Source organism: Micromonospora sp. NPDC047740 (assembly GCF_043204735.1).
Classification (GTDB): domain Bacteria; phylum Actinomycetota; class Actinomycetes; order Mycobacteriales; family Micromonosporaceae; genus Micromonospora.
Map to the genome: position 1 here is coordinate 127,731 of NZ_JBIDCT010000006.1, position 22,906 is coordinate 150,636.

The 22,906-nt window shown below is 70.3% G+C and carries 23 protein-coding genes; 9 read left to right on the forward strand and 14 right to left on the reverse strand.

Going from position 1 to position 22,906, the window contains the following annotated elements:
- Positions 1–29 precede the first annotated feature (29 nt).
- The 4 genes from katG to ACGF4F_RS13330 form a co-directional block, all read right to left on the reverse strand.
- Positions 30–2,261, reverse strand: coding sequence for a catalase/peroxidase HPI (gene katG, locus ACGF4F_RS13315; protein ID WP_393077340.1), 2,232 nt, complete (start codon positions 2,259–2,261; stop codon positions 30–32).
- A 35-nt stretch (positions 2,262–2,296) separates the two neighbouring features.
- Positions 2,297–2,701, reverse strand: coding sequence for a Fur family transcriptional regulator (locus ACGF4F_RS13320; protein ID WP_357443689.1), 405 nt, complete (start codon positions 2,699–2,701; stop codon positions 2,297–2,299).
- A 132-nt stretch (positions 2,702–2,833) separates the two neighbouring features.
- Complete coding sequence (locus tag ACGF4F_RS13325) at positions 2,834–3,385, reverse strand: YciI family protein (RefSeq protein ID WP_393077343.1); 552 nt, start codon at positions 3,383–3,385, stop codon at positions 2,834–2,836.
- A 19-nt stretch (positions 3,386–3,404) separates the two neighbouring features.
- Positions 3,405–3,524 (reverse strand): S26 family signal peptidase, encoded by a 120-nt coding sequence (locus ACGF4F_RS13330; RefSeq protein ID WP_393077346.1) that lies wholly within the window; start codon positions 3,522–3,524, stop codon positions 3,405–3,407.
- Positions 3,525–3,542: 18 nt separating this feature from the next.
- Between ACGF4F_RS13330 and ACGF4F_RS13335 the strand changes: the two genes are divergently transcribed.
- A complete protein-coding gene (locus ACGF4F_RS13335) occupies positions 3,543–3,755 on the forward strand; it encodes a hypothetical protein (protein WP_393077348.1) in 213 nt (70 codons plus the stop codon).
- A 115-nt stretch (positions 3,756–3,870) separates the two neighbouring features.
- Here ACGF4F_RS13335 and ACGF4F_RS13340 read toward each other — a convergent pair whose 3' ends face one another.
- From ACGF4F_RS13340 to ACGF4F_RS13355, 4 genes are all read right to left on the reverse strand, one after another.
- Positions 3,871–5,037 carry an aromatic acid exporter family protein gene (locus tag ACGF4F_RS13340; protein ID WP_393077351.1) on the reverse strand — a complete coding sequence of 389 codons (1,167 nt, stop codon included), beginning with the start codon at positions 5,035–5,037 and terminating at the stop codon, positions 3,871–3,873.
- Between the two features lie 94 nt (positions 5,038–5,131).
- The gene (locus ACGF4F_RS13345; protein ID WP_393077354.1) at positions 5,132–5,608 is read right to left on the reverse strand and encodes a hypothetical protein; all 477 of its coding nucleotides are present in this window, start codon (positions 5,606–5,608) and stop codon (positions 5,132–5,134) included.
- A 36-nt stretch (positions 5,609–5,644) separates the two neighbouring features.
- Positions 5,645–6,106 carry a hypothetical protein gene (locus ACGF4F_RS13350; protein WP_393077357.1) on the reverse strand — a complete coding sequence of 154 codons (462 nt, stop codon included), beginning with the start codon at positions 6,104–6,106 and terminating at the stop codon, positions 5,645–5,647.
- 144 nt (positions 6,107–6,250) lie between these two features.
- Positions 6,251–10,489, reverse strand: coding sequence for a carboxypeptidase regulatory-like domain-containing protein (locus tag ACGF4F_RS13355; protein WP_393077360.1), 4,239 nt, complete (start codon positions 10,487–10,489; stop codon positions 6,251–6,253).
- A 673-nt stretch (positions 10,490–11,162) separates the two neighbouring features.
- Between ACGF4F_RS13355 and ACGF4F_RS13360 the strand changes: the two genes are divergently transcribed.
- Positions 11,163–11,552 carry a winged helix-turn-helix domain-containing protein gene (locus tag ACGF4F_RS13360; RefSeq protein ID WP_393077363.1) on the forward strand — a complete coding sequence of 130 codons (390 nt, stop codon included), beginning with the start codon at positions 11,163–11,165 and terminating at the stop codon, positions 11,550–11,552.
- Positions 11,553–11,604: 52 nt separating this feature from the next.
- Here the strand turns inward: ACGF4F_RS13360 and ACGF4F_RS13365 are convergent, their stop codons facing one another.
- A complete protein-coding gene (locus tag ACGF4F_RS13365) occupies positions 11,605–12,159 on the reverse strand; it encodes a DUF4240 domain-containing protein (protein ID WP_393077366.1) in 555 nt (184 codons plus the stop codon).
- Positions 12,160–12,364: 205 nt separating this feature from the next.
- Here ACGF4F_RS13365 and ACGF4F_RS13370 point away from each other — a divergent pair, with 205 nt between their 5' ends.
- Complete coding sequence (locus ACGF4F_RS13370) at positions 12,365–13,552, forward strand: RNA ligase RtcB family protein (protein ID WP_393077369.1); 1,188 nt, start codon at positions 12,365–12,367, stop codon at positions 13,550–13,552.
- The gene (gene prfH / locus ACGF4F_RS13375) at positions 13,549–14,166 is read left to right on the forward strand and encodes a peptide chain release factor H (protein ID WP_393077372.1); all 618 of its coding nucleotides are present in this window, start codon (positions 13,549–13,551) and stop codon (positions 14,164–14,166) included. The genes ACGF4F_RS13370 and prfH overlap by 4 nt, the downstream gene beginning before the upstream one ends.
- 25 nt (positions 14,167–14,191) lie before the next feature.
- Here the strand turns inward: prfH and ACGF4F_RS13380 are convergent, their stop codons facing one another.
- Both ACGF4F_RS13380 and ACGF4F_RS13385 read right to left on the reverse strand, forming a co-directional pair.
- The gene (locus tag ACGF4F_RS13380) at positions 14,192–14,560 is read right to left on the reverse strand and encodes a nitroreductase/quinone reductase family protein (protein WP_393077375.1); all 369 of its coding nucleotides are present in this window, start codon (positions 14,558–14,560) and stop codon (positions 14,192–14,194) included.
- 22 nt (positions 14,561–14,582) lie between these two features.
- Positions 14,583–15,146: a GNAT family N-acetyltransferase gene (locus ACGF4F_RS13385; protein ID WP_393077378.1), complete on the reverse strand. Its 564-nt coding sequence runs from the start codon at positions 15,144–15,146 to the stop codon at positions 14,583–14,585.
- A 289-nt stretch (positions 15,147–15,435) separates the two neighbouring features.
- Here ACGF4F_RS13385 and ACGF4F_RS13390 point away from each other — a divergent pair, with 289 nt between their 5' ends.
- Complete coding sequence (locus tag ACGF4F_RS13390; RefSeq protein WP_357443670.1) at positions 15,436–16,836, forward strand: endo-1,4-beta-xylanase; 1,401 nt, start codon at positions 15,436–15,438, stop codon at positions 16,834–16,836.
- Positions 16,837–16,935: 99 nt separating this feature from the next.
- Here the strand turns inward: ACGF4F_RS13390 and ACGF4F_RS13395 are convergent, their stop codons facing one another.
- Together ACGF4F_RS13395 and ACGF4F_RS13400 are read right to left on the reverse strand one after the other, a co-directional pair.
- Positions 16,936–17,415, reverse strand: coding sequence for an SRPBCC family protein (locus ACGF4F_RS13395; protein WP_357443672.1), 480 nt, complete (start codon positions 17,413–17,415; stop codon positions 16,936–16,938).
- Positions 17,412–17,738 carry an ArsR/SmtB family transcription factor gene (locus ACGF4F_RS13400; RefSeq protein ID WP_393077382.1) on the reverse strand — a complete coding sequence of 109 codons (327 nt, stop codon included), beginning with the start codon at positions 17,736–17,738 and terminating at the stop codon, positions 17,412–17,414. The genes ACGF4F_RS13395 and ACGF4F_RS13400 overlap by 4 nt, the downstream gene beginning before the upstream one ends.
- A 100-nt stretch (positions 17,739–17,838) precedes the next feature.
- Here ACGF4F_RS13400 and ACGF4F_RS13405 point away from each other — a divergent pair, with 100 nt between their 5' ends.
- The 4 genes from ACGF4F_RS13405 to ACGF4F_RS13420 all read left to right on the forward strand — a co-directional run bounded on the left by ACGF4F_RS13405 (position 17,839) and on the right by ACGF4F_RS13420 (position 22,261).
- Positions 17,839–18,483 carry a class I SAM-dependent methyltransferase gene (locus ACGF4F_RS13405; protein ID WP_357443676.1) on the forward strand — a complete coding sequence of 215 codons (645 nt, stop codon included), beginning with the start codon at positions 17,839–17,841 and terminating at the stop codon, positions 18,481–18,483.
- Between the two features lie 117 nt (positions 18,484–18,600).
- Positions 18,601–19,539: an SMP-30/gluconolactonase/LRE family protein gene (locus ACGF4F_RS13410; RefSeq protein ID WP_393077386.1), complete on the forward strand. Its 939-nt coding sequence runs from the start codon at positions 18,601–18,603 to the stop codon at positions 19,537–19,539.
- Positions 19,540–20,327: 788 nt separating this feature from the next.
- Positions 20,328–22,085: a polyprenol phosphomannose-dependent alpha 1,6 mannosyltransferase MptB gene (gene mptB / locus ACGF4F_RS13415; protein ID WP_357443680.1), complete on the forward strand. Its 1,758-nt coding sequence runs from the start codon at positions 20,328–20,330 to the stop codon at positions 22,083–22,085.
- A 26-nt stretch (positions 22,086–22,111) separates the two neighbouring features.
- Complete coding sequence (locus tag ACGF4F_RS13420; RefSeq protein ID WP_357443682.1) at positions 22,112–22,261, forward strand: hypothetical protein; 150 nt, start codon at positions 22,112–22,114, stop codon at positions 22,259–22,261.
- 18 nt (positions 22,262–22,279) lie between these two features.
- Here the strand turns inward: ACGF4F_RS13420 and ACGF4F_RS13425 are convergent, their stop codons facing one another.
- A complete protein-coding gene (locus ACGF4F_RS13425) occupies positions 22,280–22,684 on the reverse strand; it encodes a transcriptional repressor (protein WP_357443684.1) in 405 nt (134 codons plus the stop codon).
- Positions 22,685–22,906 lie beyond the last annotated feature (222 nt).

Sequence of the window (22,906 nt, forward strand, 5' to 3'; positions counted from 1 at the left end):
CCCAACGAGGGCCGGCCTGGACGTGCGGATCAGGCGAGGTCGAACCGGTCGAGGTCCATCACCTTGGCCCACGCGGCGACGAAGTCGTGCACGAACTTCTCCCGCGCGTCGTCACCTGCGTAGACCTCGGCGAGCGCGCGCAGCTCGGAGTTCGAGCCGAAGACGAGGTCGACCCGGCTGCCGGTCCACTTGACCTCGCCGGTGCCGAGGTCGCGGCCCTCGAAGGTGTTCGCGTCCTCGGACGTCGGCTGCCACGCCGTGCCTAGGTCGAGCAGGTTGACGAAGAAGTCGTTGGTCAGCGACCCGGGCGTCGCGGTGAAGACGCCCAGCGGCGACTGCTGGTAGTTGGCACCCAGGACGCGCAGACCGCCGACGAGGACCGTCATCTCGGGCGCGCTCAGGGTCAGCAGGTTCGCCTTGTCGATCAGCAGGAACTCCGCCGGCAGGTGGTTACCCTTGCCGATGTAGTTGCGGAACCCGTCCACCGTCGGCTCGAGCGCGGCGAAGGACTCCACGTCGGTCTGCTCCTGCGACGCGTCGGTACGCCCCGGCGTGAAGGGGACCTCGACGGCGTAGCCGGCGTTCCGGGCGGCCTGCTCGACGCCGACCCCACCGGCCAGCACGATCAGGTCGGCCAGGGAGACCCTCTTGCCGCCGGTCTGGGCGGCGTTGAACGCCTCCTGGATCTTCTCCAGGGTGTGCAGCACCGGCGCCAGTTCGTCGGGGTTGTTGACCTCCCAGCCGATCTGCGGCTCGAGGCGGATACGCGCCCCGTTGGCGCCGCCGCGCTTGTCGCTGCCGCGGAACGTCGACGCCGACGCCCACGCGGTGGAGACCAGCTGGGCGACCGTCAGGCCCGAGGCGACGATCTGGCCCTTGAGGGTGGCGACGTCCTCCGCGTCGACGAGCTCGTGCGTCACCGGCGGCAACGGGTCCTGCCACAGCAGGGTCTCGGTCGGGACCTCCGGGCCGAGGTAACGGGCGACCGGACCCATGTCGCGGTGGGTCAGCTTGAACCAGGCCCGGGCGAACGCGTCCGCGAACTCGGCCGGGTTCGCCAGGAAGCGCCGCGAGATCTGCTCGTAGATCGGGTCGAACCGGAGCGCGAGGTCGCTCGTGAGCATCCGCGGTTCGCGGCGCTTCGACGGATCGTGCGCCTCGGGCACCATGTCGGCGCCCGCGCCGTTCTTTGGCCGCCACTGGTGCGCGCCGGCCGGCGACTGCATCAGCTCCCACTCGTAGGCGAACAGGATGTGGAAGAACTCGTTGTCCCACCGGGTCGGGTGGTAGGTCCAGGTGACCTCGATCCCGCTGGTGATGGTGTCGGCGCCCGTGCCGGTGCCGAAGCTGTTCTTCCAGCCCAGGCCCTGCTCCTCGAGCGGGGCGCCCTCGGGCTCGGGGCCGACGTGGTCGGCGGGGCCCGCACCGTGGGTCTTGCCGAAGGTGTGACCGCCGGCGATCAGCGCGACCGTCTCCTCGTCGTTCATCGCCATCCGGCGGAACGTCTCGCGGATGTCGCGGGCCGAGGCGATCGGGTCCGGGTTGCCGTTCGGGCCCTCCGGGTTGACGTAGATGAGGCCCATCTGGACCGCGGCGAGCGGGTTCTCGAGGTCCCGGTCGCCGGTGTAGCGCTGGTCACCGAGCCAGGTGGTCTCCGGACCCCAGTAGACGTCCTCGTCGGGCTCCCAGACGTCCTCGCGGCCACCGGCGAAGCCGAAGGTCTTGAAGCCCATCGACTCCAGGGCCACGTTGCCGGCGAGGATCATGAGGTCGGCCCAGGACAGGCTCTGGCCGTACTTCTTCTTCACCGGCCACAGCAGGCGGCGAGCCTTGTCGAGGTTCCCGTTGTCCGGCCAGCTGTTGAGCGGCGCGAAGCGCTGCTGCCCGGCACCGGCGCCACCGCGGCCGTCGCTGATGCGGTAGGTGCCCGCGCTGTGCCACGCCATCCGGATCATGAACGGGCCGTAGTGGCCGAAGTCGGCCGGCCACCAGTCCTGCGAGGTCGTCAGGACCTCCGCGATGTCCCGCTTCACGGCGGCGAGGTCGAGAGCCTGGAACGCCTCGGCGTAGTTGAACTGCTCACCAAGCGGGTTGGCCACGGCGGGGTTCTTGGCGAGGATCTTCAGGTTGAGCCGGTTCGGCCACCAACCGCGGTTGCCGCCGCCCTGGGTCGGGTGCGGGGCGCGTCCATGGGCGACGGGGCAGCGAGACTCGCTGCCCGCTTCCGCGTCGTGGACGACGGCGTCGTGGTTCTCGGACATCAGGTTCCTTCCGTGACGTGGCGGATCAGAGGGAATCAGGAATTGCCGGCGGTGGAACAGTCGGGGCACAGGCCCCAGTAGACGACTTCGGCCTCGTCGATCGAGAAGCCGTTGTCGTCGGACGCGGTCAGGCAGGGTGCCGCACCGACGGCGCAGTCGACGTCGGCGATGACACCGCATGACCGGCACACGACGTGGTGGTGGTTGTCCCCGACCCGCGACTCGTAGCGAGCCACGGAGCCGGATGGTTCGATGCGCCGCACCAGGCCCGCGGCCGTCAGCGCGTGCAGGACGTCGTACACGGCCTGGCGGGACACCCCGGGGAGATCCCGGCGTACGGCACCGATGATCGAATCCGTGTCGGCGTGCGGGTGCGTGTGCACCGCGTTCAGCACCGCCACCCGAGGACGGGTCACGCGCAACGCGGCCTCGCGCAGCATCTGCTGGATGTCCAGGCTGGTGACCACGCCACGCAGTCTGGTCCGTTTTCTGGAATGAGTCAAGAATATCCGGCCAACATCACCGTGAGTGCGATCTCAATCACGGATCGCCATCGAGCCGCCATCATCGGCTCATGCCGGCCGCCCGCCAAACGCCCAGCCGTGCACCTCGATGTCGGCGTACCGGTCCGGGGTCAGGACCGCACGCGCCGCGTCCGGATCCGACGCCCGCAGCAGCACCGCGATACCCAGCCAGGTGCCGCCGTCGTCGGACAGCAACGGCCCGTACGCGATCAGTTCGTCCCGGTCGGGCGGCACGGCGACGTCGGCGGCCTGCCCGGCACCGAGGCCGAGCACCAGATGCCGGTTGCCCCCGGTCCGGCCTCCGGGGAAGTCCCACATGGTGCGCCCCAGCATGTTGCGCCACCGGCGCAGCAGCACGTCCCGGTACGCACCGGCCTGATAGTTGGGCTCGTCGAAGGCGAACGCCCGGGCGGCGGCGGAGTCCGGCAGGTCGACGATGTGCACGCTGCCGGTCGGCGTGGCACCGTCGTCGGCGAAGGTCGGGCCACGGGCGATCATCTCCGCCGCGTACCGGTCCATGTAGGACCAGTGCTCCTGCAGCAGCTCGCGGCGCAGAACCGCGGAGCCGGGCCGGTCACGGTGATAGCAGAAGAACTCCATGCCTCAGATCTTGACCGCACTAGCGCAGGCGGCGCAGCACCACGCCCAGCAGACGGTCGGTGGTGACATACCCGGACTGGTGGGAGTCGAGCGAACGCCTGGGGTTGTCGCCCAGCACCACCACACGCCCGTACGGCACCCGGATACCGGGGGCCTGGTGAAGCGCCGCCACGTCCCGCGCTGTGCCTGCTTCGGGGCAACCGAGCGGCCGCTCGGCCGTCGCCATGTCGTCCGCAACGGCATCCTGCTGGCCAGCGTCGCCGCCGCGCTCGTGGCCGTGGCCCTCGGGGCGGCGTATCCGAACCTGCTGGAGCTGTTCCTGCCGGTCAGCAGCGCCCCGCCGATCGCGCCCAGCCGCCGCGATCCCTGACCGGGGCCGTCGGGATCCCGCCCCACGGCCGTTCCGCGCGGTGGCGAACACCGTCCAGGCCACGCCGGCACGAAGGTCGGGTGATCCGCGAGGGCGGCGAGGCCGGGCGGCGGCGCTACCGGCCGTTCTCGTCGCCGGTGGCTGTTTCGCGGACCAGGCGGTTGGCGTCCTGTGGGCTGACGCCGGTGGCGCGCAGCAGGTCGCTGGCGGCGCTGCGAATCTGCACGACAACGTTCTCGCCGAACTCCCCCGCCTGGGCACGGTCCGCTTGTCCGGCCAGCCGTGCGGCTTCGAGCACGGACTGCCGGGTCTGTCCGGACGCTCGGCCGGTGGTGCAGTCGCTGTGCAGGTGGGTGAGCGCGTCACCCACGGCCGTGACGGCCTGATGCAAGGACGCCGGGACCGGTTCGTGATATTCGAGCAGCGTAACGACGCGGCGGGCCATCACCCGGACGTTGGTGGTGAAAGCACGGAGTTGGTCGGCGGCGGCCCGGTACTGCTGGTAGCGGCTACGCCGGTGGCGCCACCACGGCGCGATGCTCACCATTTCCTCGGCCGCCCGCAGGGCTTCGTCGAAGTGCTTGGCGTCGGCGGCAACGCCGTTGAAGCTGTCCAACGCTCGCACGGCCAGGTCCCGGTCGCCGGCCGCCAGCGCCCGGGCGGTGGTGTGGATGGCCGCGGCGAGATCGGTGAAGAACGGCTTGGCGGCGCGGCGGACGCCCCGCAACGGGTCGAAGGGCAGGAGCAGCGCCACGGCGAGGAAACCCATCGACGCACCCACGGCGGCATCGAGGATGCGGGGCAACTCGAGGCTGCGTTGGTTGCCGGACAGGGTGGCGAACAGTGTCGCAGTGGCACCGGCCTGACTGACCAGGGCCCCACTGCGGCCGGCGACCAACAGGGCGAGCGCGACGGAACCGGAGACAACTACCGCAATCTGCCACGCGCCGCTGCCGACGAGATACAGCAGGGCGTCGGCCACCGTGATGCCCAGACCGACCCCGATGAGGAGTTCCACCGTCTGTCTGGTGCGTTGTCCCGTGGCCGAGGCGATGGTGGCGAGAGCGGCCGCGGGCGCGAAGACCGGCGCGTTGCGGCCGAGGAAGTCGGTGGCGATGATCCAGGCCCCCGCCGTGGCGAGCCCAGCCTGCACGGAGATCAACGCAATGGGCGCCAGCTGCCGGGTAGCGAAAAATTGCCGTACGGCCGGCAGCGGCCATACGCGGCCGGGGTGCCCCGCCGGACGGCTGGGACGCCGGCCGGGGGCACCCGGCTTAGCCATGCGACGGAGTTCCCACTCTCCGCGGAATTAGTCATGGAACACCAAGATGTGCGAGGAGCGTTCGGTGTCTCAGCCGGTGCGGTCGCCTGCCTGCTCAGTCCTGCTCGCCGCGCACCCGCTGCCGAGCGGCGAGGAACGCGCCGACCGGATCGCTCGAGTGGTACTGCCACGGCCACTCCGTCACGAGGTCGCCGATCACCTCGAACTGCTCCACCGCCGAGGGAAAGTCGCCGGCCATGGCGAAGCCCATCGCGAACAGGTTGTGCACGACCGGCCAGCCCGGCCGACGCTGGTAGTCGGGATGCCGTACCGACTGGTCGGCTGCGGCGTTGAGCTCAGCCACCACCGCCGCCGCACCGATGTACTCGGCGTCCTCCCCGACCGGAAGATCGAGCCACATCTCCAGGTGCGCGATCGGGACGAGCTGTCCCAGCGTGGACCCCGCGGGGGCCTTCACCGCCGCACTCCGGGCGAACTCGAACATCTCCTCGTGGCTGCCGAACCACTTCCGGCACCGGTACTGCAGCATGTGCTCGTGGGCGATCCGGTGCCACGGATGCCGATCGGTCACCGCGTCAAAGCGTCGTTGCGCCTCGTCCCGGTCGACCTACCGGCCACGCGCCGACGTGACGAGGAAGGTGCGGGCCGTAGTGTCGTCCCGGTCCCGGTCGGCCACCTCGTCGAGGCAGTTCTCGGCGAGCGTGAGTCGCTTCCGGAACTCCCGGAACTGCTCCTGCCGGGTCTGCGACGCCCGGGCGCCGCCCCGCGCCTCCCACGCCCAGTAGACCGCGTGCACGCCACGCACCAGCAGCGGAAGGGTCGAACGCGGCTCGGCGTCGATCCACTCGCCGATCCAGTCCTGCACGCCGGACACGTTCCCCGCGACGCCCAGGTAGTACGCGTGGTCGTCCGGGTCCGTGATCGGGGTGAGCAGATCCCGGGCGGTGGGCCAGTCCCGCTGCCGCAACGCGGCGCGGAGCGCAGCGGCGGTCGGATCGCCCATGGCCGGGTCGATCGACAGCGTGGCGGCGGTAGCAGTCTGCGTCGCCCTGCGCCGGAATGGCCACATGTCCCGTTCCTTCCCCCGTGATCTCGCGCAGATCATAGGGGCCTTGGTGATCCACCGGAAGCGACGCGGTCGATCGAGCGCCCTGCCGACGGGCCGGGCCCGCGCCGAGTGATCGGCGCGGGCCCGGGTGATCTCAGTTGTCGGTCAGCACTTGATGGGTCGCAGGGTGAAGTCGACGGTCACCGTCTTGCCTGCCTTGATGTTCGTCTTCTGGGTCTGCGGGATCCACCCGTCCCGGGCAGCGATCACCTCGATCGGGTTGGCACCCGACGGCGCCCAGATGGCGTACTTGCCGTTGGCGTCGGCCTCCAAGGTGAACGTCCAGCCACCCTTGCCGTTGATCTGGACGGTGGTCCCGCGCAGGGCGGTGCTCTTGCCCTGGCAGTCGACGCCGGTGACGGTGCCGGCCACCTTGCCCCAGTCCTTGGGCGGCTGGACCACCATCGTCACGTCGATCGGCGCCACCGCGTACGGGGTGTCGGACTTGACCCCGAGCTGCGCGGTGTAGGTGCCGGGCTGACCCACACCCGCCGCCGAAGTGGCGTCGAGCGTGGCAGTCACCGTGACGCTCTGTCCGGGCTGCAGCGTCGCCGTGGTGGGGGACGCGGACAGCCACGGCACGTCGGTGACGGTGGCGCACTGGTCGAAGCCGGGCAGCATCTCGCTTTCCGGCGTCGGGGTGAACCCACCGGTCGAGCCACCGACCTTCACGAACCCGCACGCCGCCCCGGCCCGGTAGCGGGCGTAGTTGGCGTTGGGCAGCGCCGACCAGGAGTTGGCCGCCGGGTCGTACGCCCAGCCCTGGTTGGTGACGACGGTGGAGTTGTTGATGACACCGGTGGACAACAGCAGCAGGCCGTTGGCGGTGTCCGCGGCCACGCCCCAGAAGTCGACCGGCAGGTCGGCCAACTGGGTCCAGGTGTCGTTGCCCGGGTTGTAGCCGTAGGTGCTCTTCAGGGTCGTCGGCCCGTTACCGCCGGCGCAGTAGACCGTGCCGTTGATCCCGCCGCAGCCCTGCCAGGCGACGGCGACCGGGTACGGCGCGACGGTGGTGAACGAGTCGGCTCCCGGGTTGTACCGGACGACCGCGTTGGACTTGGTGCAGTTGCCGTCCGTGCACCCGCCGACCAGGTAGATCTGGCCGTCGGAAACCGCGATGCCGGGGGCTGCCCGCGGCGCCGGGTTGACCGAAGCCCGGGTCTGCCAGGCGTTGGTGGCGGGGTCGTAGGCGTACACCTTGCTGGACGTGTTACCGGCCGTGTCCCAGCCGCCGAACACGTACAGCTTGCCGTCGGCGAACGCCGCCGACGGCTTCTCCAGCGCCGCGGGCAGGTCCGCGATCCGGGTCCACACGTTCGTGGCCGGGTCGTAGACGTAGCTGTTGGCGAGGTTGTTGAGGCCGTCCGTGCCGCCGACCGAGTACACCTTGCCGTCGAACGCGGCCACGGCGTTGTCCATGATCGCGATCGGGTACTTGGCCGTGTCGACCCACGGTGGCGCGTAGGGGGACGGCGCGACCGGCTCACCGGCCTTGTTGTCGCCCAGCCAGCCGATGGATGTGCCGCTGCCCTTGACCAGGTTGTTCTGCAGGGGCGCGCCGCGCGGTCCGAGGATCTCGAAGCCGCCACGCCGCTCGGACAGGTCCACGCTGGCCGGCGCGTCGCCGGTGTTGGTGATCTTCGTGGTCACCGTCGTCTTCTGACCGAGCGTCTGGGTGCCGGTCAGCGACGGCGGGGTGATGGTCAACCGGCCGGCCTTGAGCGAGAAGTCGGCTCGGGTGCTCTGGTCGGCCGCGACGTTCACGGTGGAGGTGACCGACCCGTAGTTGCTCTTCGCCGCCGTGAACGGGTGCGCCCCGGTCAGCGTGGAGAACATCCAGTAGAAGCCGTCGCCGAGGTTGCCGTCGTCCGGCGTCGCCGCGGTGGTGGCCTTCTCGGCCGGCTTGTCGACGCTGGTCACCGTGGCGCCGTTCAGACCCTCCGAGATGTTGGTGTCGAGGACCTGGCCGAGCACGAGTCCGCCGGGGATCGGGTCGCAGCCCCGGTTCACGACGGAGACGTTGTCGACCTCCCACCACCAGGCCCAGCTGCCCTGGTAGTGGAACCGGACCAGCACGCCGGCCTTGCCACCGGCCTGCGGAATCGCAACCTCCTCGAGCACCGGGCCGCGCCGGCTGGTGGTGGTCCAGTTCGCCGCGGTCGCCCAGGTCGTGCCGCCGTCGACGCTGAACTCCACGTTGGCGAACCCGTTGAGCGCCCGGTAGTCGCTGTTGAACCGCAGCACCGGCGACGGCACGGCGGTCAGGTCCAGCGACGGGGTGATCAGCTCGGTGTTGATGGTGGTGCCGGAACCGGCCGCGTCGCTGTCCGCGATCGCGTACTTGCCGGTGCCGCCGGTGAGGTTGCCCCGGTTCTTCGGGTCGTTGAACACCCAGCCGCCGCTGGTGGTGTGGTTCACCACGTTCCAACCCTGCGGTGTCGTCCCGGACTCGAACGACTCGGTGAACAGCGGGGTGCTGTAGTTGAACTTGTAGCCGGCGGCGGTGCAGCTGTTCTCGACGGCCAGGTCGAAGTTCTTCACCTGGTCGCCGTCACCGACGGTGAGCTGCGCGGTGCCCTGCTGATACGCCGGGTACATCGCCTTGACGGTCAGCCCGTATTCGCCGGCGGGCAGGTCGACCGAGTACGCGCCGGTGACGGGGTTGGTGAACACCGGTCCGCCCGGCTTGCCGGCCACGTCGATCCGCGCGTACAACGGCCAGCCGTGCCCGGACCCGTCCTTCACCACACCGGAGATCTTGCGCGCCGGCACGGCGTCGAGGGTGAAGTTGACCGTGACCGTGCCGCCGTCGGTAACCGTGACCGTCTGGGTCTTCGGCGCATAGCCGAACGCCGACGCGGTCACCTCGTGCTGCCCGGCCGGCAGGGTCAGCTTGTAGCTGCCCTGGTCGTCCGTGACGGTGCCGCCGCCGCCGACGCGCACCGAGGCACCGGCGATCGGCGCGCCACCGGACTTGGTGACCTTGCCGTTGACCTCGCCACGCGGCCCGGCGACGCAGTTCGGGAACTTCATCGCGCCGACCCGGGTCTGCCACGTGGCGGAGCTGGTCGTGGTCAGGTACTCGGAGGTGAACCAGAAGGTGCAGCCGTCGGTCGGGTCCACCGACATCGAGCTGTAGTCACCCCAGCGGGCCGCCGAGTGGGTCTGCGCTCCGGTGCCGGCGATCAGCGTGCGCTCGCTCTGCCCGAGCTGGCCCAGCGGGTCGCCGGAGAGCCGGCCGGCCATCCGGATCGACGGGAAGGAGTTGCTGCTCGACGCCGAGTAGCCGAACGCGATGTTGCCGGAGACGTCGATCGCGCCGCTGGCCATCCAGCGGTGCTCGGCGTCGGGGGCGTAGGTGCCCTGCTGGTTGATCCGCCAGTTGGTGGGCGAGGTGCTCTGCAGCTCGTACCAGCGCACGCCGGCGTGGTCGGTGCCGTCAGCGTCGACCGTGTGGTTCAGCACGATCGAGGCGTGGTCGCCGAAGTTGCGGTACGCGGCCCGGTACATCAACCGGTCGGCGATGGCGTCCAACCGCGCCGAGGTGCCCTGCTGGGGTACGCAGGTGCGGGCGTAGTTGCACATGTTCGAGTCGAACGGTGCGGTCTCCATGAAGCGGCTCGGCGCGAGGTTGTTGCCGAACGTGGAGTTCGCGGGATTGGCCCAGTCGACCTTGAAGTCCCACATCAGCAGCCGGTCGGTCGGCGAGACGCCCCAGGCGTCGTCGTCGAACATGACGAACGGGTTCGGTGCCCCGGCGGGCGGGGCGAGGCCTTCGGCGTCGGCGGGCAGCAGGCCACCGAAGTCCGGTCCGAGGTGGAAGTAGACCATCCGGGCCGGCTGGCCGGTGAGCATCTTCTCCCGCTCGAACGCCACGGCGCCCGCGCCGACGAAGGACGGCGCGAACTCGTTGGTCGTCATGTAGTAGGCGTCCGGCCAGATCCCGTACTTCGGGTAGTCGTTCATCCGGGTCTGGTGGTAGAGGAAGTCGTACCGGAAGTAGGCGCCGGTCGGGTCCGGGGTCTGGGAGATCGCCATGCACTGGTGATTGCCGGCCGTCCCGCCGGGCAGGGCGAACTGGGTGACCATCCACCGGTCGGCGGTCTCGTCGTAGAGGACGATCGGGTCGCCGTCGTTGCGGGTCTCGCACGGCCCGCCGAAGCCGGACCAGATCGCGTTGGCCGGCAGCGGGCCGAGCAGCAGGTTGCCGGTCTTGTTGTAGACGGCGTAGTGCAGGTTCACCATCTGCACGTAGTGGTTGGGCCCCACATCGCCGTTGGTGTCCGGCGGCAGCACCCCGTCGATGTTGCCGACGCCCTCGAAGTTCGCGGTGAACTCAGGCACCTGGCTGGCGGTGAAGCCGCGCTGCACGGCGTCGCTTCCGGCCTTGGCGGACGCGTCCGCCGCCTGCCGGTTCAGCGACTGAGCCGGCTGGACCGCAATTTTCGAGCCTTGTCCGCTTTTGGTTTTCGGAGCGATGTCGCGCAGTTTCCGGGAAACGTCGTGTTTGGCGGCTTGGCGCACTTCGGCCTTTGTCGCTGCGGCTGCGGGCGCGGCGGGTTCCGGGTCGACGGGTCGGGCGGCCGCGGGTAGTGCACCGAGGAGCAGAGCGGCGACGGCCACGACGGCGACCGGGCCCGCTCTCAGCAGCCCTCTTCGCGATTTGCGCATCAGATGATGACCTCCTAGCTGACGGCAGCCAAGGGTGGTTGACCACCGAGGGTGCAGGGCTGGAAACCGCAGGTAGGCGGCATCCCGCGATCATCGTCGATGTACTTCGATCTTCTCTCAAGCGCAAATGGCGGGCAGTAATGGGGCAAAATCGGTTCAATATCGAGCTTTAGGTTTCAACAACAAAAGTTTTGATATTGACCTGCGTTCTGCAAGTTGCTTTCCTACACCCATGAGCACTCCTGCGGGAGATTTCGACGAGCAGCCGGTCATACTCTGCGTGACTGCCAGCCGCAGCAAGCGAGCGCAAGTCGCTCGGCTCATGAGCGGCCACGGTGTCGTACTAATGTTTCCTGACCTCCAGACGGTCCGCGCCGTGCTGTTCGACGACACGGCCGCCTCCGCCGCCCCCGCGACCGGCGCAGTGGCGCTGGGTCGCCTAGTGGTCGATCAGCAGCGGCAACAGGTCAGCTGGGCCGGCCAGGCCCTCCCCCTGACCCGCCTGGAACGGGACGTGCTCGCCGCACTGGCCAGCCCGCCCCTGCGCGTCTGGACCTATCAGCAGTTGTACGAGCGGGTCTGGGGTGCGGACTACCTGGAGGACGCGGCAGCCGTCCGGTCCACCGTCAAACGCTTGCGGGCCAAGCTCCGCGACGCGAACGCCACCGTCGCGGTGGAATCCGCACGCGGCGTCGGCTACTCCCTGGTGGACGCCAACTCCCATGGTCGCCACTGAGGGCACCCGAGGAAACGAGCACACTGGCCGGGCGTCAGATCATCCGCGGTGATCAGTCCTCGGGCCACCCAGCCGGGTTGCAGACGGACTCCCGTGAGATACCCGAGCCGGTCTCGGGCCACACGCCGAAGCACTCCTCGTACAGGTGGGCGAAGAGGTAACAGAGTCCCTCGCAGTCGGCGTCGAGCACAGCCATCGCCGGATTCGCCTGGACCGCCTCGTAGAACTGGCGGCCCATCGCCACAATGAACCCGCGGGCGTACAGGAAACCGTCGTCGGAGCCGTCCGTCACCTCGTGGATGTCGGCGCGGTCGATGTCGTACAGCTTCCGCTCGACGACCCGGTCGAGGTCGACCAACTCCGGACCCGAGAGCCCGGCGCACAACTCACGCAGCTCGCCCAGGAACCGGTCGAGCCACTTGTCGATCGCGTACAGCCCGTCCCCACCCTCCTCGTCGTCCGCCGGATCCCGGTCGAGCAGGGCGCGGCGCAGCACCGCCGGCTCCGGGCCGAGTCGGGCCCACGCCTCCTCCACGAGCGCCCAGAAGCGGGACTCTTCCTCTGCCGTCGGCAGCCGCGGCGAAGCCGCGAGATCGGTATCGGTCACGGGCGCAGATTAATGAAGCCCACCGACAAGCAGCGGGCCTGGACGGGGCGCACGGCCGAAAGTCGCTTGCCGCGCCCCGGCGGGTTCCGGGAGGGTGGGCGCCATGACGTTCTGACGGACCGCACCCGCTGATCCCAGGTTCCACGGCGCCGACCAGTGCCGTCCTGGCCGTCCGCCCATACCTTTCCGTAAGAAGCGAGCGTCTTTGTCTCAGCACCCCTCGCGGCGGGAGTCCGTGCCGCCGTCCATTTCGGCCACCGTCACCGTGTTCGCCTCTCCGACCAGCTGGATCGAGTCCGACGCCGTCGCACAGTGCCATCAGGTGGCCGCCCTCGACGGCATGATCCACGTCGCCGCCATGCCGGACCTGCACCCCGGCAAGGGTGCCCCCATCGGCGCCGCGATGGCGTCAACCGTGCTGTACCCGTTCCTGGTGGGCTCCGACATCGGGTGCGGAATCGCCGTGTTCCCGATCAAGATCAAGCGCCCCGTACCCGAGAAGCTCGCCGCCCGGTTCCCCGATCTCGACCGCACCCTGGACCCTCAACGGGGCGCCGACGACCCCGCCTGGGCCGTCGTGGACGGCGAGGTTCCCGCCGGCCACCTCGAGGGACTCGGCACGGTCGGCCGGGGTAACCACTTCGTCGAGCTGGCGCGCATCGGCACCGTCTTCGACCCGGGTCACGCGAACCGTCTCGGGCTCGACGCCGGCGACCTCATACTCGTCGTCCACAGCGGCTCCCGGGGTCTCGGCGAACGGATCCTGCGGGCGCACACCGAGGTTCACGGCGCGGGCCCCGCCCCTGACCCCGCCGCCTACCTGGCCATGCACGACCAGGCCGTACGCTGGGGTTCGCTGAACCGACGGCTGTTGGCGGCCCGGGTCGCGCACGCGCTGGGGGCCGAGCCCAGCGAAGCGATCCTCGACCAGTGCCACAACCTGGTCGAAATCCGCGACGGGGTCTACCTGCACCGCAAGGGCGCGGCACCGGGCGACGGCCGCGACGTGCTCATCGCCGGCACCCGCGGCACCCCGTCCTACCTCGTGGCCGCCCACGCCGGCCCGGACGCCAACCACTCCGTGGCCCACGGCGCGGGCCGCAAGATGTCCCGCGCCGACGCTCTGCGCCGGGGCCGCGCCAAGAACACCGTGGAGGAACTGCGCCGCACGCCGGTGGGGTCGCTGGTGGTGTGCGGCGACCGCCAACTGCTGTTCGAGGAGGCGCCCAACGCCTACAAACGCATCGAGCAGGTGATCAACGATCTCGTCGACCACCGCCTGGCCACACCGGTGGCGACCACGATCCCCCTGGTCACCTACAAGACGCCCGACGTCGGGGCCACGCCGCGACCGGACCGCCGGGACAACCGCCGCAGGCGCGGCCGGCCATGAATGTCCACCTGCTCATCTCCGCCGGGCGCGGCCCGCAGGAGTGCGCCTGGGCGCTGGCCCGGCTGCTGTCCCGTCTGGAGGCCGACGCCACCCGGCACGCGCTGACCACCCGCCGGGTCCAGACCGTGCCCGGTGACCGGCCCGACACCTACCGGTCCGTCCTGGTGCGCATCTGCGGCGCCCGCGCCGAGGCGTTCGCCGCCTCGTGGACCGGAACCCTGTGCTGGCAGGCACCCAGCCCCTACCGGACGAGCACCGGCCGGAAGAACTGGTACGTCATCGCCCGACCATGCCAGGTCGACACCCCGACCACGACGTTCACCGAAGCGGACGTCGACATCGTCGCCTGCCGCACCGGCGGCCCGGGTGGCCAGCACCGGAACAAGGCCAGCACGGCCGTACGGGCGACGCACCGTCCCTCGGGCGTCGTCGTCGTGGTCGACACCGAGCGCCAGTTCGTCCTCAACCGCCGCATCGCCATGCAACTGCTGCGGCAACGCATCGAGCACGGCGACGAGGAGGCACGCCGCGCCCTCACCACCGGCCGATGGCGCATCCACGACGAACTCGTTCGCGGCAATCCCACCCGCATCGAACGCCCGAAGCCGCCGTGACAGGACCGCCGGGGGGCGGGTCGCCTCAGCCGGGCGGCTCGAACGCCACGAACAGCGACGTCGCGGCCCAGTCAGAGAGCGGCTCGCCCTCCCGCCAGCCCTGATACTTCGCGGCCAACAGGCGCCGGGCCAGCGCCTCCTCGCCCGGGGCGGCCACGAACCGGGCCGTCACGGCGGCCGTCCCGGGCAGATCTGCGTGCAGTTCGCGGGGACCACCGAGGCGCAACCGGGCGCTCGGCTCCCGGCGGAGGTTGCGTACCCAGTCGGCGCCGTCACCGTCGCCGGACAGCACATACCGAACGCCCTGGTGCTCCGCGTACCAGATCTCAATCGTGTGGGGGCGACCGCTGCGCCGGCCGACGGTGGTCAGGTAGGCGAATTCGTGGACGGGCACGAGGCAACCCTATCGGCCCGCGTCAGCCAGGGAGCGCCGCCGACCGCGACCGCCATTCCCGGGCCAACATCGCGAACACGAGCTGGTCGGCCCACTCGCCGCGGAGCAGGTAGCTCTCGACATGCCGCGCCTCGCACCGCATGCCCAGCCGGGTCATCAGCCGGGCCGACGCCTCGTTGCCGGCGTGGCACCGGCCGTAGACGCGATGCAGACCGAACTCCTCGAAGCCCCAGCCCAGCAGCGCCGCCGCGGCCTCGGTGGCCAGCCCCCGGCCGGAGAACTCCGGGTTGAAGACGTACCCGATCTCGGCGGTCCGGTCGGCCTGGCTCCGCCAGACCAGCTCGACGGTGCCAGTCACCCGCCCGTCCGCCGCGGCGGCCAGGGTCAGGACGTCGCCCTCGACACGCAGCCCGTCCTCGCGGGCCATCGCCGCCACCGACTCCCGCGACTGCTCGCGGGTACGCGGCTCGCCGCCGAGCAGCCAGCGGCACACGTCGGGCCGGCGCTGGTACGCGTACACGTCGTCAAGGTCGTCCGGGGTGACCGGCCGAAGGGTGAGCCGGCGGGTGCGGATCAGGGTGAACACGGCCGGAGCGTACCGGGACGGGCCTGTTCGGTCCGGACAATTTTTCGCTCGGGGACGGCCCAGTCACCCCGCCGTACGCCAGCCTCCAGGCATCGGTCGGCATGCCATGACACGTTGTGGGCGAGCAAAGGTTCCGGTACTTTTTCGATAGATTTCCTTCGATCAACTCATGGTGGGGCGGGAGACGATCCCGGCGCGGCCTCCGGGCGACCGCGCAGCGAGCCGACCACCGTGGCGGGCAGTGGTCGAAGAGTCCTCCTCATCCGCACGGCTTTGGAAAGGCTTTCTGATGGACAAGGTGCTCGCCCGCGGCAGCGGGAGCTCGACGGCCCGGTCACGCCCGCATACCGCCCTGGCGTTGGCGGCGGCTGGTGTCGCGGTGTTTGCCGCCACGGTGGCGGTGACCTCCACGGCCAGCGCCGGCACGACCCTGGGGACCTCGGCGGCCGAGCAGGGCCGCTACTTCGGCGCCGCGGTGGCGGCGAACAAGCTGTCGGACGCCACGTACGTCGGCATCCTGAACCGCGAGTTCAACATGGTCACCCCCGAGAACGAGATGAAGTGGGACGCCACCGAACCGTCCCAGGGCCAGTTCACCTACCCCAACGCCGACCGCATCGTCAGCCACGCCCAGACCAACGGCATGCGGGTACGCGGCCACGCCCTGGCGTGGCACTCGCAGCAGCCCGGCTGGGCGCAGAACATGAGCGGCAGCGCACTGCGCCAGGCGATGGTCAACCACATCACCCAGGTCGCCACCCACTACCGTGGCAAGATCTACGCCTGGGACGTGGTCAACGAGGCCTTCGCTGACGGCGGCAGCGGCGGCCGCCGGGACTCGAACCTGCAGCGCACGGGCAACGACTGGATCGAGGTCGCCTTCCGCACCGCCCGAGCCGCCGACCCCGGCGCCAAGCTCTGCTACAACGACTACAACACGGACGGGCAGAACGCGAAGTCCAACGCCGTCTACGCGATGGTGCAGGACTTCAAGGCCCGCGGCGTGCCGATCGACTGCGTCGGCTTCCAGTCCCATTTCAACAGCGCCTCCCCGGTGCCCGGTGACTACCAGGCCAACCTGCAGCGGTTCGCCAACCTCGGCGTCGACGTGCAGATCACCGAACTGGACATCGAGGGCTCCGGCACCATCCAGGCCGACAACTACGGCCGGGTCGTCCGGGCCTGCCTGGCCGTGTCCCGCTGCACCGGCATCACCGTCTGGGGCATCCGGGACACCGACTCGTGGCGGGCCAGCGGCACCCCGCTGCTCTTCGACGGCAGCGGCAACAAGAAGCCCGCGTACACCGCGGTCCTCAACGCCCTGAACGGCGGTTCCACCCCGCCACCGACCACGACTCCCCCGACCACGACCCCGCCGACCAGCCCGCCGCCCTCGGGCAGCGGCTGCACCGCGACCCTGACCCTCAGCCAGTGGCAGGGCGGCTTCGTCACCTACGTCCGCGTCACGGCCGGTGCGACCCCGCTCAACGGGTGGACCGTCGGGCTGACCCTGCCGGGCGGCGCGACGATCACCAACACCTGGAACGCCCAGCCCAGCGGCACATCCGGTGCCGTGACCTTCCGCAACCTCAGCTACAACGGCCAGCTCGGTGCCGGAGCCAGCACCGAGTTCGGCTTCCAGGGTGTCGGCACCGGACCCTCCGGCACCGCCACCTGCACCGCTGCATGACAGAGCGCGGCCCGGCGCGGAAGGTCCCGCGCCGGGCCGCCGCCCTGCGTACCGGTGCCATGTCGTGCCGGCGCGGCCCAGTCACCGCCGCGTCGGGTCTCAACGCGACTTCGCGACCTCGACCAGCTGGTCCAGGGCGGCGCCCCAGCCCTCGTGGAAGCCCATGTCCGCGTGCGACTTCCTCGACGAGGCGTCGGCGTGCATCGCGGTGGCCGTGTACTTCGTGCCGTCACCGTCGGGCTCGATGCTGATCACGGCGGTGAACGCGAAGCCGTCGACGAGCTGTGGGCGGAACCCGGGGCCGAGACCGGAGGTGAAGATCAGCCTCGACCCCTCCTCGACCACCAGGACGCAGCCGGTGTTCGGATACTCGTCGCCCTCCGGCGAGCGCATGACGGTGTTGAACCTGCCTCCGGGGCGCAGGTCGAGCTCGCAGGACGTTGTCGTCCAGGGCCTCGGGGCGAACCACCGCACGATCAGTTCGGGGGTCGTCCAGGCTTTCCAGACCAGCTGGGGCGCGACGTCGACGGTGCGCTCCAGCACGAGGTCGAGCTCCGGGTTGGTGAGGTGAGCGGTCATGACTGCTGCTCCTTCAGGTCGTAGAGAAGCGAATCAAGTTGATCGAGACGTCGGCTCCACAGCGCGCGCTGCGCGGCGAGCCAGGCGTCGACCCGGTCGAGCGGCTGGGGAGCGAGCCAGTAGGTCCGCACCCGCCCCTTCTTCTCCGACCGCACCAGGCCGGAGCGTTCGAGAACGCTGAGGTGCTGAGTGAACGACGGCAGCGCCATGTCGAACGGCCGAGCCAGGTCGCTGGTTGTCGCGGGCCCCTGGCCGAGCCGCTCGATGACCCGGCGGCGGGTGGGGTCCGACAAGGCGTGAAAGACCTCGTCCAGCGGCGCCACGGCCGCGCCACCCCCATGCTTAGGCATGAACCTAAGTATGGCGGCGGCCCTCACTTAGGTCAACCACTAAGTGACGTTCCGGGCCATTACCCTGTCCGGGATGAACGATCAAGGTTGGTTGGCGGACACCCGGACCTCCTACGACACCGTCGCGGTCAGCTATGCCGACCACGTACGCGACGCTTTCGCCCGCTCGCCCCACCTACGCGGGAGCTTGGCCGTGTTCGCCGACCTGATCCACACCGCCGGTGGCGGACCGGTCGTTGACGTGGGCTGCGGACCCGGACACATCACCGCCCACCTGCACACGTTGGGCATCGACGCCTTCGGCATCGACCTCTCACCCGGAATGGTCGACGTGGCTCGGCGTGACCACCCCGGCCTGCGGTTCGAGGTCGGCTCGATGACGGACCTACGCCTCGCCGACACCTCCGTCGCCGGTCTGCTCGCCTGCTGGTCGCTGATCCACGTTCCCGACGACGCGGTCCCCGTGGCCCTCGGCCACTTCCGGCGGGCGTTGCGTCCCGGCGGACCACTGCTGCTCGGCTTCCACGTCGGCGACGGCTCGCGGCTGAAGACGCAGGGCTACGGTGGCCACCCGATGAACGTCCACGTTCACCGCCGCCAGCCCGATCAGGTGGCCGCCTGGCTGCGCGACGCGGGATTCACGGTCGAGGCCCAGCTGCTGATCGATCCGGACCAGAGCGTGCCCGGGGCCCTCCTCTTCGCCCGTCGCCAGCCCTAGAAACGTGCGGTGCGGAAAGTACAGTGGGGGAAGTCCTGGCCCCACTGATCTTGGCAGGCACACGGTTCCGGCGACTTTCGCCCACCGGCAAAGGGCCTGCCAGCCGGAAGGAGCACAGTGCACAGACGTATCAGGAGCGCCCTCGGTGTCGCCTTGGCCGCCACCCTCCTCGCCACCACTCCGCAGGCTCCGTCACAGGCGCACGACAGGCAGGCCAAACCCGACGTCATCTCGTTGCCGGACGGATTCCAGCCCGAAGGCATCGCCACGGCCGGCACGTACGCCTACTTCGGATCCCGCGCCACCGGTGCCATCTACCGCGCCGACCTGATCGCCGGCGAAGGCGAGCAGATCAGCCCCGCCACCGGCACCCCCTCAGTCGGGCTCAAGGTCGACCGGCGCGGCCGGCTCTTCGTCTCCGGCGGCACGGCCGGCGACGCCCGGGTGATCGACACCCGCACCGGGGCCGCCCTGGCGCGTTACCAGTTCGCCGCCGCCCCGACGTTCGTCAACGACGTCGTCCTCACCAGGGATGCGGCCTACTTCACCGACTCCAACAAGCCGGTCCTCTACCGCCTGCCACTCGGCCGCGACGGCGCACTGCCGCCGACCGACGGTTTCACGGCGATCCCTCTCACCGGCGCCTACCAGCAGGTCGGCACCGGGATCAACCTCAACGGCATCGCGCGGACGCCCGACGGGAAGGCACTGATCGTCGTCCAGTCCAACACCGGCATCCTCTTCCGCGTCGACCCGGCGACCGGCGTCACCACCACGGTCGACGTGCCCGGCCACACCTTCGCCAACGGCGACGGGCTGCTGCTCGTCGGTCGCACGCTCTACGTCGTCCAGAACCGGCTCAACCAGATCGCCGCGGTCGAGCTGAACCCCTCCGGGACCGCCGGCACGGTGACCGGGACCATCACCGACCCGAACTTCGACGTCCCCACGACGGTGGCAAGCGCCCTCGGCCGCCTCTACCTGCCCAACGCGCGCTTCACCACGCCGCCGACCCCCACCACGCCGTACACCGTGGTCGCGGTCCGTCCGCTCTGAGAGCACGTCGGGGGTACGCGCAGTCCGCGCGTACCCCGGCGTCCTGCTCGTTGATTCGCTCCTGCCGGCAAGCTCATCGGCCCATCACCGGGTCGCCCTCTCGTCAGCCCATCGGTCCCGCACCGATCCGGGCCACACCAAATGCTTTCACCAGTTCGAACAGCAGATCATTTCTTTGCGGGACGCCCGAGGGCCCCTGTCCGGCCCGCAACTCCAGCCGCGGACGTCGGCAACACTCGCAGTGGACAGAGTGGCGTTGCGCGTCGGAGGCCCTATCACCGGATCAACGGAAATTCGCAAAGAATGTCGACTGACGGCCGCAAAGAACAGACTTCGCGTCGCGGAAAACATGGACGTCGCGAAATTGCGGATGACTTGAAACTGCCGGGTTACTTGCCCCCAATCCGCCCGGGACGGTCATCATCCCGCCCACGGAACGGCACAGGCTGATCTTCCGGTCAGTCCCGGCCTGGCGTGCCGGAACAGGACGAAGCCGCACGTCAGCTTCGCCATTGCCGCGTGTCCCGCCCGCCTCGCCCGTCAGTCATCGCCGCCTACTTCCTCATCAGCAGCCACACCCTTCGTTATCCGGACGGCAAGGCGGCGGGAAACGCTAGATTCAGTCGGAGGTGCAGCCATTTCCGCTCGGCGGCGAGTGACCGCGGCGAGGGCTGCCAGGTGCGGCGGACGGCAGTCGCGGATCGCCTTCGACGGCGATCACTGCCCGGGCGAATGGTTGCTGATTGCTGATGATGTTGCTTAGCGCCACGACAGAGTGCGATGACCAGGTGTCCGCACGGCCCCCGAGGTACCGCCTGGCCGCGCACCGCTTGCTCGGGACGGCGGGTTCGCTGGTGACCGTGGTGGGCGGGTTGCTGGCGGGCGTACGGCCCGTCGGCGAGGTGGCGATCGACCTGCCGATCGTCCATCAGGTACGCGCGTCGACGGCGCTGTCGGTCGCCGTGGTCTACGTCGGCCTCACGATGCTGTTGCTCGCGTGGTGGCGGGTGGGCCGGCAGGTTCGTTCCGGCGACACCTCCTGCCGCAGCCTGGCGACGACCGCGGCGTGGTGGGGAGCGCCCTTCGCCCTCACCATCCCGATCTTCAGCGGCGACGTCCACAGCTATCTCGCCCAGGGTGCGATGACCAGGGCCGGGTTGGACGCGTATCAGGTCGGACCAGCCGCCCTGGGTGGTCCCCTCACGGTGAACGTGCCCGACATCTGGCAGCACACGCCGGCGCCGTACGGTCCGATCTTCCTCAACCTCGCCGGCGGGGTGACCGAGGTGACCGGGGGTGGCGTCTGGGCGGGCATCCTCGGGATGCGTCTGCTGGCCCTGTTGGGGGTGGGCCTGATGGTGTGGTCGGTGCCCCGACTGGCCCGCTTCTGCGGGGTGCGCCCGGCGGCGGCGATGTGGCTGGGCGTGCTCAACCCGCTCGTGCTGCTTCATCTGATCGGCGATGCCCACAACGAGGCGGTGATGCTGGGCCTGATGTGCGTCGGCCTGGTCATGGCACTACGGCGGCGACCGGTGGTCGGGGTCGTGCTGCTCACGCTTGCCACGCTCGTCAAGGCGCCCGCGGCGCTGGCGATCGCCTTCGTGGTGCCCATCTGGGCGCGGCAGCTGTGTGGCCGCTGGCCACGACTGCGGGTCGCGCTGTGGGTCGGCGCGGTCGCCGGCGGAACCGCGGTGTTGGTCACGGCGCTGGCCGGGATGAGCTTCGGCTGGGTGCAGGCCCTGGGTACGCCCACCCACGCGCGTACCTGGATGTCGATCACCACCGACCTGGGCTGGGCGGTGGGCACGGTGCTGCACCACCTGATCGGCGTCGGGGTGGAGCAGACGAGGCACGCTGTCTGGCTGGTGGGTCTCGTCGTTGCCGCGGGGTTGTGCATGGCCCTGTGGCGGCGCAGCGCGCGGATCGGACCGGTCACCGCCCTCGGCCTGTCGCTCGCGGTGGTCGTCATTGCTGGCCCGGTGGTGCATCCGTGGTACCTGCTCTGGGCGATCGTGCCACTCGCGGCCGCCGCGGGCGGCACCGCGATCCGTCGGGTGGTCACGGCCGGTTCGATCGCCCTCGTCCTGCTGGTCCTGCCTGGCGGTGTCCAACCCGGCCTGCCCGCGCTCGTCGGCGCGCTGGCAGGAACGGTGCCCGTCCTTGTCGCGGCTGCGGCGTTCCTCCGCCTGCGGCAGCGACGTGGATCAGCTTCGTCGGCAGGCGACCCGGTCGAGCGGGTTCAACCGGTGCTCACGGCCGGCCGGGCAGTCGGTCGTTCGCCCGGCGGCCGGCGACCTACCGCGCAGCCAGCGCTGGTGGCAGCCTCGGGCAACGCCGGTCGCCGGGCGCCGGCCCGTCACGTCGACCCGGCCGGCGACGCTGATCACGACGCGCCGCCCGCCGCCGGGCAGCGCCTCGCGCTGCGTGCGGTCAGCACGCGGCGCGGTGGCCTGCCGCGTTGGTACACCGCAGTTCCCACCACAGCGGCGGGTCCGGCGGTCTGTCACTGCTGGTGGTCCAGCGGGCCACACCGTCGGCACCGATGACCTGATCTCGTTCCGACCTTGACGGGATGTCCTTCACCCGGTGGGCACCCGACCATCGACGCAACGCCGAGGCCTGGGCCAACGACCGGACCGGGGCGGACCTCACCGCCCAGATCGATCCGGATTTCCGGATGGGCCCGCAGGCCGTCAGCGTGCCGGCTTCGGCGACCACCTGAACCGGCTGGTCCCTGTGCTCACTTGGCGCACTGCGCGCAGGCGCCGAAGATCTCCAGCGTGTGGCCGACATCGGTGAAGCCGTGCTGGCTCGCGACCTGGTCGGCCCAGCGCTCCACCGCCGGACCGGCCACCTCGACCGTGCGGCCGCACTCCCGGCAGACCAGGTGATGATGGTGCCGGCTCTGGCTGCACCGGCGGAACAGCTGCTCCCCGCCCGGCAGCCGGGTCGAGTCGATCTCACCGGCGTCGACCAGCAGCTGCAGCGTCCGGTAGACCGTGGTCAGTCCCACCCGGGCCTTGCGGGCGACGAGCATCTGGTGCAGCTGCTGCGCGGTGTGGAAGCCCTCGACCTCACGCAGCAACTGCAGCACCTCGGCGCGCTGGCGCGTGTTCCGGGTCACGTTCGGGATCGCCTGAGTCACCGTACCGCCGTCTCCGCTCGTCCTCGTCGGCCGCGCAACCCGCCGGGCTCTTGTTGCGCGCCGGCCGAGCTACCGCCGGATCCATTATGCGTTGCGCATGTGTTGGCACCTCGACCAGCGACCCTGACCACGGGCCGGGCCGCCCGGTGACCGTTCGCCCGCGCGTCGTCGTCGAAAGGGCATCATGGCGGGATCGGTCTCCGCCGCCCCGGACGCTGCGTC